The 14,349-nt window shown below is 70.2% G+C and carries 11 protein-coding genes; 5 read left to right on the top strand and 6 right to left on the bottom strand.

The features are described from left to right. Positions 1–3: 3 nt before the first annotated feature. The 5 genes from ACPYN5_RS07695 to ACPYN5_RS07675 all read right to left on the bottom strand — a co-directional run bounded on the left by ACPYN5_RS07695 (position 4) and on the right by ACPYN5_RS07675 (position 6,558). Complete coding sequence (locus tag ACPYN5_RS07695; protein ID WP_424448391.1) at positions 4–840, bottom strand: carbohydrate ABC transporter permease; 837 nt, start codon at positions 838–840, stop codon at positions 4–6. Further along, positions 837–1,829, bottom strand: coding sequence for a carbohydrate ABC transporter permease (locus ACPYN5_RS07690; protein WP_424448390.1), 993 nt, complete (start codon positions 1,827–1,829; stop codon positions 837–839). Before ACPYN5_RS07690 ends, ACPYN5_RS07695 begins: the two co-directional genes overlap by 4 nt. Further along, entirely contained in the window at positions 1,826–3,916 is a 2,091-nt protein-coding gene (locus tag ACPYN5_RS07685; protein WP_424448389.1) for a DUF6259 domain-containing protein, read from the bottom strand. The genes ACPYN5_RS07690 and ACPYN5_RS07685 overlap by 4 nt, the downstream gene beginning before the upstream one ends. A 120-nt stretch (positions 3,917–4,036) precedes the next feature. Further along, positions 4,037–5,299, bottom strand: a complete 1,263-nt coding sequence (locus ACPYN5_RS07680; RefSeq protein ID WP_424448388.1) for an ABC transporter substrate-binding protein — start codon at positions 5,297–5,299, stop codon at positions 4,037–4,039. Further along, entirely contained in the window at positions 5,296–6,558 is a 1,263-nt protein-coding gene (locus ACPYN5_RS07675; protein WP_424448387.1) for an ABC transporter substrate-binding protein, read from the bottom strand. Before ACPYN5_RS07675 ends, ACPYN5_RS07680 begins: the two co-directional genes overlap by 4 nt. Positions 6,559–6,739: 181 nt before the next feature. On the opposite strand from ACPYN5_RS07675, the gene ACPYN5_RS07670 reads away from it, so the two are divergent. Both ACPYN5_RS07670 and ACPYN5_RS07665 read left to right on the top strand, forming a co-directional pair. Then, a complete protein-coding gene (locus ACPYN5_RS07670; RefSeq protein ID WP_424448386.1) occupies positions 6,740–8,056 on the top strand; it encodes a DUF3863 domain-containing protein in 1,317 nt (438 codons plus the stop codon). Then, a complete protein-coding gene (locus ACPYN5_RS07665) occupies positions 8,053–10,611 on the top strand; it encodes a family 78 glycoside hydrolase catalytic domain (RefSeq protein WP_424448385.1) in 2,559 nt (852 codons plus the stop codon). Before ACPYN5_RS07670 ends, ACPYN5_RS07665 begins: the two co-directional genes overlap by 4 nt. Positions 10,612–10,625: 14 nt before the next feature. Here ACPYN5_RS07665 and ACPYN5_RS07660 read toward each other — a convergent pair whose 3' ends face one another. Then, complete coding sequence (locus ACPYN5_RS07660; RefSeq protein WP_424448384.1) at positions 10,626–11,378, bottom strand: SDR family NAD(P)-dependent oxidoreductase; 753 nt, start codon at positions 11,376–11,378, stop codon at positions 10,626–10,628. 62 nt (positions 11,379–11,440) lie between these two features. Here ACPYN5_RS07660 and ACPYN5_RS07655 point away from each other — a divergent pair, with 62 nt between their 5' ends. From ACPYN5_RS07655 to ACPYN5_RS07645, 3 genes are read left to right on the top strand one after another with little or no spacing between them, the layout of a single operon-like run. Next, entirely contained in the window at positions 11,441–12,385 is a 945-nt protein-coding gene (locus ACPYN5_RS07655) for an SIS domain-containing protein (protein WP_424448383.1), read from the top strand. Then, complete coding sequence (locus ACPYN5_RS07650) at positions 12,382–13,350, top strand: NAD(P)-dependent oxidoreductase (RefSeq protein ID WP_424448382.1); 969 nt, start codon at positions 12,382–12,384, stop codon at positions 13,348–13,350. Before ACPYN5_RS07655 ends, ACPYN5_RS07650 begins: the two co-directional genes overlap by 4 nt. After that, complete coding sequence (locus ACPYN5_RS07645) at positions 13,347–14,324, top strand: phosphotriesterase family protein (RefSeq protein WP_424448381.1); 978 nt, start codon at positions 13,347–13,349, stop codon at positions 14,322–14,324. The genes ACPYN5_RS07650 and ACPYN5_RS07645 overlap by 4 nt, the downstream gene beginning before the upstream one ends. The last annotated feature ends 25 nt before the right edge of the window (positions 14,325–14,349 follow it).

Here is a 14,349-nt window from a genome sequence, read left to right as displayed (position 1 = left end):
CGCTTACTTCACCGCACCCGCGTACAGGCCGCTGACGAAGTAGCGCTGCGCGAAGACGAACAGCAGCAGGATCGGCAGGCTCATGATGAGGACGGCCGCCATGATGTTGCCCCAGTCGGCGAGGTACTGCGCCTTGAAGTAGAGCACGCCCGTCGTGAGCGTCCGCTTGTTCGGGTCGGTGAGCAGCAGCTGCGGCACGAGGTAGTCGTTCCACACGCCCACTCCCTGCAGGACCCAGAAGGTCGCCACCGCCGGACGCGCGAGCGGGAAGAAGATGCGCCAGAACAGCTGGAAGTAGCCCGCGCCGTCGATGACGGCCGCCTCGACGATCTCACGCGGCACCTGCCGCATGAACGCCGCCATCAGGAAGACGCCGAACGGCAGCGCGCCGGCGATGTAGAGCAGGATGACGCCGGCGTAGCTGTTGATCAGCCCGAGGTCGCGCACGACGCGGAACTGCGGGACGAGCGCGAGCTGCATCGGCAGGAAGATGCCGGCCGCGAGCAGGAGGTAGATCCCCGAGCCGACCTTCGTGGCCTGCCGGACGATCGCATACGAGGCGAGGGCCGCGACGATCGTCGCGACGGTCATGCTGACGAGGGTCAGCAGGATCGAGTTCGCGAACAGATTCGAGAAGTCCGCCTCGTTCCACGACGTGACGAAGTTGTCGAAGGTGGGTGAGATCGGCAGACCGGTCGGGTTGGTCAGCACTTCGAGGTTCGGCTTGAACGCCGTGATCACGATGATCACGAGCGGGTAGATCATCAGGATGCTGAGGACGATCAGCAGGACGTTGACGGGGACGCGCCGCAGCAGACGCGCCGTGGTGCGGCCGTTCATCGACCCTCCTCCTCCGCGGCGATGCGGTTGTTCAGGCGGTTCTGCACCGCGGCGATGGCGATCAGCACGATGATCACCAGCACGGCCATCGCCGAGGCGTAGCCGAAGTTGTTGTTGACCATGCCCTCCTGGAAGACCTGCGTCATATAGAGCTGCGTCGAGTTGCCCGGCCCGCCCCTGGTCATCAGGTAGACCGTGTCGAACGCCCGCAGTGCGCCGTTGATGGAGAGCACCAGCACCAGTCCGATCGAGGGGATCATGAGCGGCAGTGTGATGAAGCGCAGCGACTTCCAGCCGCGCGCACCGTCGACCTTGGCCGCCTCGAGGATCTCGCCCGGGATGGTCGACAGGCCCGCGAGGAAGATCACGATGTTGAAGCCGAGCCCGCTCCACAGGTCGACGAGGATGACGCTGTAGAGGGCGAGATCGTAGTTGCCGAGCCAGTCCTGGGCGAGACCTCCCATGCCGAGGCTGCGGAGGATCGTGTTGAACGTCCCCGTCGTGGGGTCGTACATGAAGCTCCACACGAACACGATCGCGACCGGCGAGATGACCATCGGCGCGAAGAAGATCGCGCGGTAGATGTTCCCCAGCCGCAGCTGCCGGTGCAGCAGCACGGCGAACAGGAATGCCAGCACCGTCTGCACGACGATCTTGAAGAAGCCGTAGATCGCGGTGTTGCCGACCGCCTCCATGAGCACGGGGTCGCCCGAGAAGATGCGCACGAAGTTGTCGAGGCCGAGGAACTCCCAGGCGCGATTGAATCCGCGGGCGTCGGTGAAGCTCGCGACCACGACCTGGCCCATCGGGTACACCGTGAAGACGAGGTACAGGATGAGGGCCGGCGAGATCGCCACCCAGAATTTGCCGGTGGAGCTCCTGCCGGTCCACAGGCGTTCCGCGAGCGTCGTGCGCTTGCGGAACGCGCTCACGTTCTGCGGGTCGTCCACAGCGAGGACGCGGGGATCTTCGACGCGCGTGCTGCTCATCTCGTTCCAATCGGGTCGGTCGGGGCAACCACGACGACGGCGTCGCGCGGGTCGATGGTGAGGGTCTGGCCCAGTGCGGCGCCGGGCGAGCCGTCGAGGCGCTCGATCTGCGCGCCGTCGGCGAGGCCGTCGAGGTGGAGGTCGACGGCCTCCCCGCCGAGATTGGCGACGACGACGACGCGCGAGGAGTCATCGGCATCACGGCGCCACACGGTGTGGCGCACGAGCGCGCCCGGTTCGGAGCCGTCCAGCCCCCGGATCGAGATGGCGTCGCCGCCGACGAGCTCGCCGTTCCAGAGCCAGTCGGCGTAGCGGCGGCGAACGTCCTCCGCCCGGCGGGCGCGCTCGACGGTCGCCGGCATGTCGGCGGGACGGCCCTTGAAGTTGAAGGGCTCGAGGCTCATCGCGTAGCCGTCGAGGATGCTCTGCGCGATCATCCCGTGCTCGTCGAAGCCGGTGAGTGCCGTGACGATGCGCGCATCGGGGCGCAGCATCCTGCCGACGGGGCGGTGCTGCACCGACGCACTGCGGAAGTACGACACGTCGTAGTCCTCGAACTGGGCGTCGTACGCGCCCTCGGCGGCGATGACGAAGGTGCCGGCGGCGTCGCCGAGGCGCGCACGGATGTCGTCGAGGTACGCCGCGTCCCACGTGAAGGCGCTCGCACCGACGGGATGGCCGTGGTCGTCGGCGAAGCAGAGCAGCGCACGCCCGTGGTAGAGCGACTCGTCGGCGAGGATGCCGTCCGCGCCCCACGAGGCCATCTCGGCCACCTCGTTCGCGATGCGCTCGCGCAGTTCGCGCACGCCGAAGCACAGGGGCACGTACCAGGGCGTGCTGATGCCGTATCGCTTGCGCGAGGAGTGGTACACCGGTCCCGGCTGGGCGTAGGGCTGACCGTTCGGGTCGCGTGAGACGAAGCGCTCGAGCTCGTTCCAGTGAGGCCCCGGCTTCTCGACCCACACGTACTTGACGTAGAGCATCGTGGCGACGTCCAGCTCGCGGGCCCGATCGAGCGCATGCTGCAGCTTCGCGGGGCCCCCCAGCTTGGCCGAGGGCCGGTGCCACGGGACGAGCCCGTCCTGACCGCCCTCGTTCCACCCCACGATCTGTATCGCGCCGATTCCGGCGGCGGCGCACTCCTCGATGATGTCGACCAGGTCGTCGAAGTCGTACCGGGCCTCGCCCTCGGTCGACATCAGCTGCACCTGCAGCCACAGGCGCGGTTCAGCGAGCCATGCGGCCCGCGAGCGACGGGTGGGCGCCTGGTTCCGACGGTAGGGCTTCAGCGAAGCGGTCCAGTCTCCCGCGTAGGGCGCGAGCGACATGACGGGCACCTCGACGCGGTCGCCCGTCGCCGCGGGGAAGTGGATCGCGTCGAGCGTCACGGCGGCGTCCGGGCCCGCCGTGCGGGCGAGACTGTCGGCGTAGCCGGGCTCGAGCGACGCGCGCCATCCGATGAAGTCGAGCGTCGGCACGGCCGGCATGACGGTGATGCCGCCGGTGTCGGTCACGAGCGCGACGAAGGGAGAGGTCGGGTTGCCGACGAGCTCGGGGCGCAGGTTGCCGCTGGCGTAGTCGGGGTACATCGTGCCCCAGTAGGGCGCGTTGCTGTCGAACACCGGCAGCAGGTCGACCCGCGTGCCGGTCGAGTAGTCGACGCCACGCAGCTCGAGCTTCGGCGCGGCCGGGCGCACGCCCCGCAGCGACGGGAAGCGTACGGCTTCGACCTCGCCCTCGACGAGGCGGAACGACAACGCCAGCCGTGCGACGCCGTCCTCGATCGCGACCGTGACCGTGATGTCGCCCGCGAGTCGCTCTCCGGCGGAGGTGACCGGGTCGTTCCAGTGCAGCGTCAGGATGCTGTTCGCCTCGTCGATCTCATGGCCGGTGAGCGTCTGCTGCGACGTCTGGACGACGACGGTCCGGTCGCCGCCGCGCGGGATCTCGAGGACGAACAGCGAACCCGCGTTCGCCTCTTCCAGCCAGGCGCCGGTCCTGCCATCATCGAAGCGCACGAGTCCGCCGGTGCGGGGGTCGAAGCGCATCGAGAGATGCGGATCCTCGAGGGTGAGGAGTCGGGTCACGGAACACTTCCTTGAGTTGCGTTGTGTAGCCATACTACACAATAAGAGAGAAATGACCCCCGGATCCGCCGTTAACGGGCCGAATCCGGGGGTCTTCGGTAGCGCTGCTACCGCTGTGGACTATCGCGAGGCGCGGATCTCCTCGAGGGCGGCGTCGAGCTCGGTGACGACGGCCGCCGCATCGGTTCGTCCGGCGATGAGGTTCTGCATGCCGACCAGGAGCGTCTCCTGCAGCTGCGGGTGGGCCGGCAGCACCATCGGGCGGAAGGTCTTGCCCTCCCAGGCCGCCTCCATCTCGCCGAAGAGCGGATCCACCGATGAGACGTCGATCCCCTCGGTCACGGGAAAAGCCTTCACTCCGGTGAGGAACTCGGTGTAGACGTCGTCCTCGAAGAAGAAGTCGATGAAGCGCTCGGCGGCGTCGGTCTTGTCGTTGCCGGGGTTGATGCCCCAGGCGACGAGGTAGCTCCCCCACATGTCGGCGACGTCGGCGTCGAGCGTCGGGAAGTTCATGTACCCGGGTTCGACGCCCGCGGCACGGGCATCCGCGAGGATCCACGTCGCCGGGAACATCGCCGCCGTGCCCGTCAGGAACGCCGTCTTCGCCGCCGCCTGATTCGTGCCGACCGGGTCGGGCATGTAGTACGGCACCAGGTCCTCGACGACCTCGAGAGCGCTTTCGTACCCCGGGGTCTCGGCGAAGGTCGTCTCACCGCCCAGCAACTCGTCGATGATGTCGGGCGAGTCCGGGAAGACGTGCTGGGCCATCGCGTAGTACGCGATGAACTGCGGCCACCAGCTGTCCTGGGCCGACATCGCGAACGGCACGATGCCAGCGGACGAGAGCTTCGCGGCTGCATCCTTCAGCTCGGAGTAGGTCTGCGGGATCTCGGTGATGCCCGCCTGTTCGAAGAGCGCCGTGTTGTAGATGATGCCGTTGCCCGATTGCGAGATGGGCACGTAGTACGCGCCGTCTCCGCCGGAGTCGCGACTGGCCTCGAGCGCCGCCGCCTCGTCGAGCCTCCCGAGGAAGTCGGTCGACGACAGGTCGGCCGCGAAACCGTCCTGGATGAAGTCGGTGAGGTTCTTCGGGTCGAAGCCGTACACGTCCGGCCCCGCGCCTCCCGAGAGGCGGGTCTTCAGCACGTTGTCGTAGTCGTTGGTGTTGACGAACTCGGCGTTGACGGTGATGTCGGGATTGGCGTCCTCGAAGGCCGCGATGACGTTTTCGTACGCCTTCTGGTTGTCGCCGCCGTCACCCCACATGAGGAAGCTGAGCTCGGTCCCGCCGCCGCCCGCGCTGCCGCATCCGGCGAGCGCCGCCGCCGCGAGCGCGGCCACAGCGGCCGCGCTCGCGGGACGGACACGGGAACCGTGCCTCATCGGTTGTTCGCCACGTACTGGGCGAGGGCGGTGTCGAGGTCGGCGAGCACCTGCTGGGTGTCGCGCTCACCGCTGATGATGTTCTGCAGGCCCACGAGCAGGGCGTCCTGGATGCTCGGGTCGGTCGGCGAGAACGCGGCGACGAACTGCTTGCCCTCCCACGACGCCTGCATGTCGGGGAACAGCGGGTCGACGTCCGCGCCGATCTCGATGCCGGTGGTGGTCGGGAACAGCTTCACCTTGCCGAGGAACTCCGTGTAGACGTCGTCCTGCATGAAGTAGTCGAGGAACTTCTGGCCCGCGTCGAGCTTGGCGTCGCCGTTGTTCGGGTTGAGGCCGAAGCGCACCTGGTACGTGCCCCAGATCGAGTCCGATCCGTCATCGGTGGTCGGGAAGTTCATGTACTCGACATCGAGGTCGGCGTCGCGTGCGTCGGAGAGGATCCACGTCGCGGGGAACATCGCCGCCTGTCCGCTGAGGAACGCCGACTGTGCGGCCGTCTGGCTCGTTCCGACCGGGTTGGGCATGTAGTACGGCGTCAGCTCACGGACGATGTCGAGCGACTCCGCCCACGCCTCGCTGTCGGAGAACGTCGTCTCGCCGGCGGCCATCTCGGCACCGAGCTCCTCGTTCGCGCCGTGCTCGGCCAGCGGGTAGTAGACGATGAACTGCGGCCACCAGTTGTCCTGCGCGCTCATGGCGAAGGGCGTGATGCCCGCGGCCTTGAGCTTCTCCGAGGCGGCCAGGAGCTCGGTGTAGGTCGTGGGCTCCTCGGTGATACCGGCCTGGTCGAACAATGCCTTGTTGTAGATGAGGCCGTTGCCCGACAGCGAGATCGGCAGGTTGTAGGTGCCGCCTGCGCGCTGCGAGTCCTCGGCTGCCTCGGGGTTCAGCTTCGACAGGTAGCTCTCGCCACCCTCGGACAGATCTGCTGCGAAGCCGTCGGCGACGAAGGTGTCGATGTTGCCGAGGTCGAAGCCGTAGACGTCCGGACCGGCACCACCGGAGAGGCGGGTCTTGAGGATGTTGTCGTAGTCGTTCGTGTTGAGGAACTCGGCGTTCACCGAGATGTCGGGATTGGCTTCCTCGAACGAGGCGATGACGTCCTCGTATGCGGTCTGCGTGTCGCCGCCGTCACCCCACATGAGGAAGCTGATCTCGGTCTTCCCACCGGCTGCGTCACCCGCGCACCCGGTCAGGGTGCCGATGGTCGCGAGCGCGACTCCGACGAATGCTGTCCCCTTGAGCCACTTCTTCATGGCTTCTCCCTGTCTTCATCGATGGTCTGCGCCAGCTGGCGGCGCGACGTCCGGGTATTGGTAGCGATACTACACATCTACGCCCGTTTCGTCTCGGGTTTATCGAAACGAGACGTTCCGAGCGTCGATTTCGCTAGTGCCACTACTTTCTCGCAGCGGATCCTGGCTAGGGTGATGCCTCATGGAATCCTCCCAGCAGCCGGACGCGATCGGCCGCCGCATCAACGTCAACACCGTCGTCCGACGCCACCAGATCGAGGCCACCCGTACCCGCTCGCTGTGGGAGGACGAGTCGGAGCTCCACTCCGCCGCCCTCGTCGAGCGCTTCTCCGACGCGGTGCGGGCCGCGATCCCGGATGCCCGCCTGACCTGGGCGATGTCGTGGGGGGCGCTCACCGACGAGTCGCCACGCTACCGAGACGTACGCGCGGCCGTGCGACGCGTCGCAGAGGCGCACGACGACGACATCGCCTTCGTTCCCGGAGGCTTCTTCGCGAACCTGTACGGATCGCGCGAGGACGTCTCGCGCGACATCGCCGATGCCGCCGACATCATCGCCCAGGAGTTCGGACGCGCACCGCGGTCGCTCGTGGCCGGGTTCCTCTCGGCCCGGAACATCGCCGACGCCCGCGAGCGCGGGATGCGGACGGTGCAGGGCAACATCTGGAGCCAGTTCGACATCGACCTGCAGGACGGAGACGGCTCGATCGCCTACCCGTACTACCCGTCGCCCTCGCACTTCCTCGTGCCGGGACGCGGCGACGACCGCATCGACGCGGTCCAGCTCGACGGCTGGACGGTCGATCTCGTCGCGGCGCGCACCGCCGGGATGTCGTCCGACTACAACTCTCGGCTCGGCCTCGGCCCCATCGAGACCCTCCACCGGCTCCCCCGCGCCGAGGCGTTGCGCGAGCTGAATGCCACGAGCGAGGCGCACCTGAACGATCGCAACGTCGAGCGCAACGGACTCGGCTGGCTGACGGTCAACTACGAGATCAGCGAGGTCGCCCGCGGCCTCGAGACCGACCCCACCATGCTCGACGCCTGGGCGGGCTGGCTCGGCGGACTGCGCGAGCGCTGGCCCGACCTCCGGATGCCGACGATCGCCGACTTCGGCGAGGAGTGGCGCGCTCGGCATCCCGACAACGACGGGCTGGCGTACCTCCTGCAGCAGCACGGCAGCGGCGTCCAGGCCTCTCGGCTGGGCGAGACGGTCACCTGGTTCATGACCGCCGGCTTCCGCCTCGGCGTCGTGTCGGACGACGACGGCGTCCGCGTGTTCGACTACACCGCCTACGACGGCACCGCCGTCGAGCCGTCGGACCTCGGTGACCGCCGGTGGAGCCTGCTGGGCGAGATCAATCAGAAGCGCACCCGCCCGCAGGACGAGCCCGTGCCGCTGCGGCGGTTCCTCGAGGCCCACCCCGCGGTCGCCTCCGCGTTGGACGCGCACTACGGCGACAGCGTCGAGCTGGCCGCATTGAGGGCGGACGCGTGACCCGGCTGCAGCACCTGACGGTCGACCACGAGACCGACCGCGTCGGCACCGGCGCCCGGCCCGTCTTCGGGTGGGAGGTCGTCGCCGACGAACCGGGCACCCGGCAGACGTCCTGGCGACTCCAGGTCCGCGATCTCGAGGACGTCGTGGTGTGGGACTCCGGTGTCGTCGCCGACGACCGCTCGATCGACATCCCTTACGGCGGCCCATCGCTGGCCCCGCTCGCCCGTCATCGGTGGCGCGTCGAGGTCGGCACCACGTCCGGCGCGGCGACCGGCGCGGCGACCGGCGCGGCGACCGGCGCCGGCACGTTCGTCACGGGCGTCGTCGACGCGGACTGGCGCAGTGCCCTCTGGATCGGTGCGGCCGAGCCGTCGGCTGCGGCCCCGATCGTGCGCGGCTCGTTCGCCCTCGACGCCGCACCCACCGAGGCCTACCTGGTCGTCGCCGCGGGCGGCCTGGCTCACGTCGAACTCGACGGTGTCGCGGTCGACGACTCGGTGCTCGGCCCCGGGTTCACCGACTACGACGTCGTCACCCAGTACACCGTCGTCGACGTCACCGATCGCCTGACGCCGGGGCGGCACGTGCTGACCGCCGAACTCGGACGCGGTTTCTACGGTATGCGCGGACGCAACACCTGGAACTGGGAGACGGCTCCGTGGCACGACGATCCCTGCGTCCGGCTGCTCCTCGTCACCCGCGGGCCCGCCGGCGAACAGGTCGTCGCGACCGGCCCCGACTGGCGTGCGACCGACGGTCCCACCCGCAGCGACGATCTCTACGCCGGCGAGGACTTCGACGCGCGTCTGCGCATCCCCGAGGCGGGGAGCCCTGTATTCGACGACGCCGCGTGGCCGCGTGCGCGGCTCGCCGCCGGACCCGCCGGGACCCCCGAGCCGCAGCGGCAGCCGCCCATCGTCGTGGCCGGGCATCTCGAGCCGGAGTCGATCGTCGAGCTCGCAGCCGGGCGCTGGGTCGTCGGGTTCGAGCGGGTCGTGGCGGGCTGGGTCGAGATCGAGGCCGAGGGTGCGCCCGGCGAGGTGATCGAGCTGCGGTTCGGCGAGACGCTCGAGCCCGACGGCACCCCGAACCACGAGGACGAGAAGGGCTACTTCGACGGGCGCTTCCAGACCGACCGCATCATCCTCGACGACACCAGCGTTACGGGCCCGCTGCGCTGGCACCCGCGGTACACGTGGCACGGTTTCCGCTACGTCGAGGTGCGCGCGGCCCGGCTTCCCCGGCTGCGGGCGGCGATCGTGCACACCCGGGCGCCGCAGATCGGGCGCTTCTCGTGCTCCGAGCCGCTGCTGAACACGATCCACCGACTCACCGTCCGGACGATCCTCAGCAACCTGCACGGCATCCCAACCGACACACCGAAATACGAGAAGAACGGCTGGACCGGCGACGGCATGGTCGGCGCGCGGATGATGCTGCAGAACCTCGACACGCACGAGCTGCTCGCGAAGTGGTCGGCCGACATCGCGCACTCGCGCCACGGCGCCGGCGCCCCGCAGGTCATCGCCCCGCACGGCGGCTGGCGAATGGACTGGTCGCCGGCGCCGACGTGGCACTCGGCACTCCTGCTCGTGCCGTGGGAGGTGCACGTGCAGCGCGGCGACCGCGCGGTGCTCGCGGAGATCTGGCCCGACGCCCGCGACTACCTCCGGTTCGAGCTCGAGCGGTCGCCGGGCGGCATCGCCGAGACGACCCTGGGTGACTGGGTGGCTCCCGATACGGATGCCGGCGGCGGCAACCCGCCCGAGGACGCCCGCGTCGCTGCGACCGCGTACCTGGTCGCGATGTGCGACACGGCGGCGGCGATCGCGGCGGAGCTGGGTGAACCGGCCGACGACTGGCTGGCAGCGGCGCGGCGCAGTCGCGACGCGTTCGTCGAGGCGTTCTGGGACGCCGCGTGCGCCGAGGTCCGCGGCGACGGTGACGACGGGTACCGGCAGGCCCACGCCGTGCTCGCCCTCGCATTCGACATCCTGCCCGAGGACGCGCGACAGGCCGCGGCCGATCGGCTGGCGGCGGACGTACGCGCCCGCGGCGACCACCTGTGGACGGGCGCGCTGGCGACGAAGCACATCCTGCCGGTGCTGACGCGATTCGGGCACGCGGATGCCGCCGTCGCGGTCGCGACGCAGACGACCTTCCCGAGCTGGGGTCACTGGGTCGAGCTCGGGGCAACGTCCCTGTGGGAGCACTGGAAGCCCGAGTCGCGCTCGCGCGGGCACTACTTCCTGGGCACGATCGACGACTGGCTCTTCGGCGACGTCGCCGGGTTGCGTCCGCTCGCGCCGGGCTGGCGCCGCGCGCGCATCGCCCCCGGTGTGACGGCGACGTCACTGTCATCGGCGGAGGGCAGCGTGCGCACACCGTATGGCGAACTGTCCGTCCGCTGGCGGCGCGGCGGCGACGGGCTGCTGCGCGACGAGGTCGAGCTGACCTGCGAGATCCCTGTCGGAGTCACGGCCGAGGTCGTGCTGCCCGGCGTGCGGCGCGAGGTCGGCTCAGGCGTGCACACGCTCCGCGCGCACGCCTGAGCCGGCGGTCCGGTTCACCAGGCCGAGTAGCCCCCGTCGGCCAGGACGATCGACCCGGTGAGGTACGACGCGGCATCGGATGCGAGGAAGGCCACGAGCGAGGCCACCTCCTCCGGCGATCCGAGCCGCTGCATCGGCGTGCGGCGGATCCAGTCGTCCCACCACTCGCCCGGAACACCGTCCTTCGTCAGGTCGGTGCCGATGTAGCCGGGAGCGACGGCGTTGACCCGGATGCCGGCATCGACGTACTCCACGGCGAGCGACTTCACCGCGAGGTGCACCGCGCCCTTCGACGCGTTGTAGGCGGCCTGCCGCTGCGGCGCGTTCGCGAGCTCGCCCGACATCGAGCCGATCGCGACGATCGATCCACCCCGGCCCATGTGCCGGGCGGCCTCGCGAGCGCACCAGAACGTCCCGGTCGCGTTGACGGCGAGCACCGCGTCCCACGCTTCGCGCGTGATCTCCGACGACGGCTGATGGTTGGCGATCCCGGCCGACGTGACGAGGACATCGAGCCGCCCGTGGCGAGCGGCGACGTCGGCGAAGACCCCGGCGACGCCCGCCGCATCCGTGACGTCGAGGTGGACGTACTCCACGCCCTCGCCGAACGACTCCGCCGCGTCGCGGCCCACGTCGTCCAGCAGATCGGCGATGACCACCGTCGCGCCGAACTCGCGCAGCGCGGTCACGCAGGCGAGTCCGATGCCCCGGGATCCGCCGGTGACGACGGCCACTCTGCCGTCCAGTTCGAGCCGTTCGCGGTACATCTCTGTGCCCTTCCGAGGTGGTGGGGTAAGGTTTGTAGCGATACTACATGGAGGGGGGATCCGTGACCACGGACACCGCACCCGGCGCATCCGGCACCACTGCAGCACCCACGGAGGACTCGAGCGACACGCTCCTCGAACGCATCACGCGGCAGCTGCCCAGCCTGCGGCGATCGGAGCAGCGCGTCGCGGCGATCGTGCTCGACAACCCCGTCGGGGCGGTCCAGTTCACGATGGCGGGACTCGCCGAGGCCGCCGAGGTCAGCGAGCCGACCGTCATGCGATTCTGCGCCTCGGTGGGCTGCGAGGGGTTCCAGGACTTCCGCATCCAGCTCGCCCAGACCCTCGCGCTCGGCCTCCCCGTCACGCACTCGTCGATCACGCCCGAGGATTCGAGCGCCGACCTGTCGGAGAAGATCTTCGACCACACGATCTCGAGCCTCGACCGGGCTCGCCGCACGCTCGACGCCGCCGCGGTCGAGGAGGCCATCGCGCTCATCCTGGGCGCATCCGACATCCTGTTCGTGGGCTTCGGCGCGAGCGGCATCATCGCGCAGGACGCGCAGCAGAAGTTCCCGCTGTTCGGCGTGCCGTGCCAGGCTCCCGAAGACTTCCACCAGCAGTTCATCGCGGCGACGATGAGCGGGCCGAAGTCGGTCACCGTCGCGATCTCGAACACGGGTCACACCGAGCAGACGATGATCGTCGCCGAGGCCGCACGCAGGGCCGGCGCCTCGGTCATCTCGATCACCGGCCGCACGAGCCCGCTCTCCGACATCGCCACGGTGCCGCTCATCGCGCGCACATTCGAGGACACCGACGTCTACACGCCGTCGACGAGCCGCCTGGCGGGCCTGGTCGTCATCGACATCCTCGCGACCGGCGTCGCGCTGCGCCGCAGCCCCGAGCACACCGACGCGATCCGCCGGATGAAGAGCGAGCTCGCCTCGATGCGTCACGGCGCGGCGCCCGAGGAAGCCGCCTCCGACGGCGAGCAGGCACCGTGACCGAGGGCCGCGCACCGCGCGTGCTCGTCACGTCCCGCTCGTTCGGGGGCGGCGGCACCGACTTCGCGGCCGAACTGGATGCCGCGGGCTACGAGGTGGTCCGGTCCGGCCCCGCTCACGATCTCGACGAACTCGCCGAGCTCCTCCCCACCGTCGACGGCTGGATCGCCGGCACCGGACCGGTCTCGGCGGCACACCTCGACCTCGCACCGGCGCTGCGGGTCGTCGCACGCTACGGCGTCGGCATAGACAAGGTCGATGTCGCCGCGGCAGCCGAGCGCGGTGTCGTGGTGACCAATACCCCCGGCGCCAACTCCGCCGCGGTCGCCGAGCACACCGTGGCGCTCGTCCTGGCCGCGCTGCGCGGCATCCCCGCCGCCGATCGTCGCGTCCGCGCCGGCGACTGGTCGGGCTGGCAGGCGCGCGAGCTGTCAGCGTTGACCGTCGGTGTCCTCGGCCTCGGCCGCATCGGCCGCCTCGTCATCCAGCGGCTCGGCGGATTCGGGCCGCGGCTGCTCGGGGCCGACCCGTGGGTCGCGGCCGACGACCCGATCTACGAGACCGTCGAGCCGGTATCGGCGGACGACCTCGCGCAGGAGTGCGACGTCGTCACGTTGCACGCCCCCGGTGGTCAGACCGTCGTCGACGAGGCCTGGCTGGCAGCGTCCGACCGACCCGTCGTGCTGGTCAACACCGCTCGCGCCGATCTCATCGACGAGGATGCGGTAGCTGCAGCGCTGCGCTCCGGCCGCGTCTGGGCCTACGCCGCCGACACCCTCGCGACCGAGAACCACGGTGAGGGCGCCTCGCCCCTGCTCGCCCCCGACCTCGCCGACAGCGTGATCGTCACGCCCCACCTCGCTGCGCAGACGCGCGAGGGCGTCGACGGCATGGGCGGGATGGCCACCGCCGACCTCCGCGCCGTGCTCGAGGGCCGGGAGCCGCGGCATCCGGTCGTGCCATGAGCGCGGCGCCGGGGCGTGTGCGCACCGTCACGGGCGATGTCGACGCCGCTGACCTCGGCTCCGTGAACTACCACGAGCACCTGTTCCAGCGCTCTCCTCTGCTGCCCGGCGACGACCTCGACGACGAAGATGCCTCGTCGCGCGAGGCGGCGGAGCTGCGGGACTCGGGATTCGCCGCGCTGGTCGACGCGACACCGCTCGGCCTCGGGCGACGTCCGGCCGCGATCCGACGGATCTCGCGCGGGACGGGCGTGATCGTCGTCATGACCACGGGCGCCCACCGTCGCGAGCACTATGCCGAAGACCACCCGTTGCTGACGGCATCCGAGGACGAGCTCGCGACCGCGTTCCTCCGCGACCTGACCCTCGGCGCCGTCGAGGGACTCGACCCGGACTCCGCCGACCCGTATCCCGCGCCCGATCCCGACCCGGATGCCGCGCCGCGAGCCGGGGTCCTCAAGGTCGGCCTCGGCTACTGGCGCATCGACGACGCGGCCCGGCGGGCGATAGCGGCGGTCGGTGCGGCGCACCGCGAGACCGGGGCGCCGGTGATGGTGCACCTCGAGCACGGCACGGCCGCTCACGAGGCTCTCGACGCCCTGGCCGCCGTCGGCGTCGCCGCCGACCGTGTCGCGCTCGCCCACGTCGACCGCAACCCCGACCCGGGGCTGCACGCCGAGCTCGCCGCGCGCGGCTCGTTCCTCGGCTACGACGGCGCGGCGCGAGCGCGCGACTGGCCCGACTCGGTGCTGATCGACTGCCTGACCGAGACCGCACGCCGCGGTGGAGCCGACCGGGTGCTGCTCGGCGGCGACGTCGCCCGAGCGACGCGCTACCGTGCCTACGGCGGCATCCCGGGCCTCCGCTACCTCGGCGAGCGCTTCGTGCCGCGCCTGCGCGACGCCGCCGGAGACGACGTCGTCGAGCGCGTCCTGCGACGGAACCCCGCCGCCTGGCTCGCCTGGCGCGTCTGACGCCGGCGGGCCGGCAGCGGGGTCC

The sequence above is a fragment of the Microbacterium arborescens genome (genome assembly GCF_049707515.1).
Classification (GTDB): Bacteria; Actinomycetota; Actinomycetes; order Actinomycetales; family Microbacteriaceae; genus Microbacterium; species Microbacterium arborescens_B.
The sequence above is the reverse complement of the archived record's forward strand: the minus strand, read 5'-3'. Positions and strand labels throughout refer to the sequence as shown.

Excerpts from the sequence above, each read along its gene's own strand:
- ACPYN5_RS07695 (WP_424448391.1), bottom strand. The coding sequence starts at position 840 with ATGAACGGCCGCACCACGGCGCGTCTGCTGCGGCGCGTCCCCGTCAAC.
- ACPYN5_RS07690 (WP_424448390.1), bottom strand. The coding sequence starts at position 1,829 with ATGAGCAGCACGCGCGTCGAAGATCCCCGCGTCCTCGCTGTGGACGAC.
- ACPYN5_RS07680 (WP_424448388.1), bottom strand. The coding sequence starts at position 5,299 with ATGAGGCACGGTTCCCGTGTCCGTCCCGCGAGCGCGGCCGCTGTGGCC.
- ACPYN5_RS07675 (WP_424448387.1), bottom strand. The coding sequence starts at position 6,558 with ATGAAGAAGTGGCTCAAGGGGACAGCATTCGTCGGAGTCGCGCTCGCG.
- ACPYN5_RS07670 (WP_424448386.1), top strand. The coding sequence starts at position 6,740 with ATGGAATCCTCCCAGCAGCCGGACGCGATCGGCCGCCGCATCAACGTC.
- ACPYN5_RS07660 (WP_424448384.1), bottom strand. The coding sequence starts at position 11,378 with ATGTACCGCGAACGGCTCGAACTGGACGGCAGAGTGGCCGTCGTCACC.
- ACPYN5_RS07645 (WP_424448381.1), top strand. The coding sequence starts at position 13,347 with ATGAGCGCGGCGCCGGGGCGTGTGCGCACCGTCACGGGCGATGTCGAC.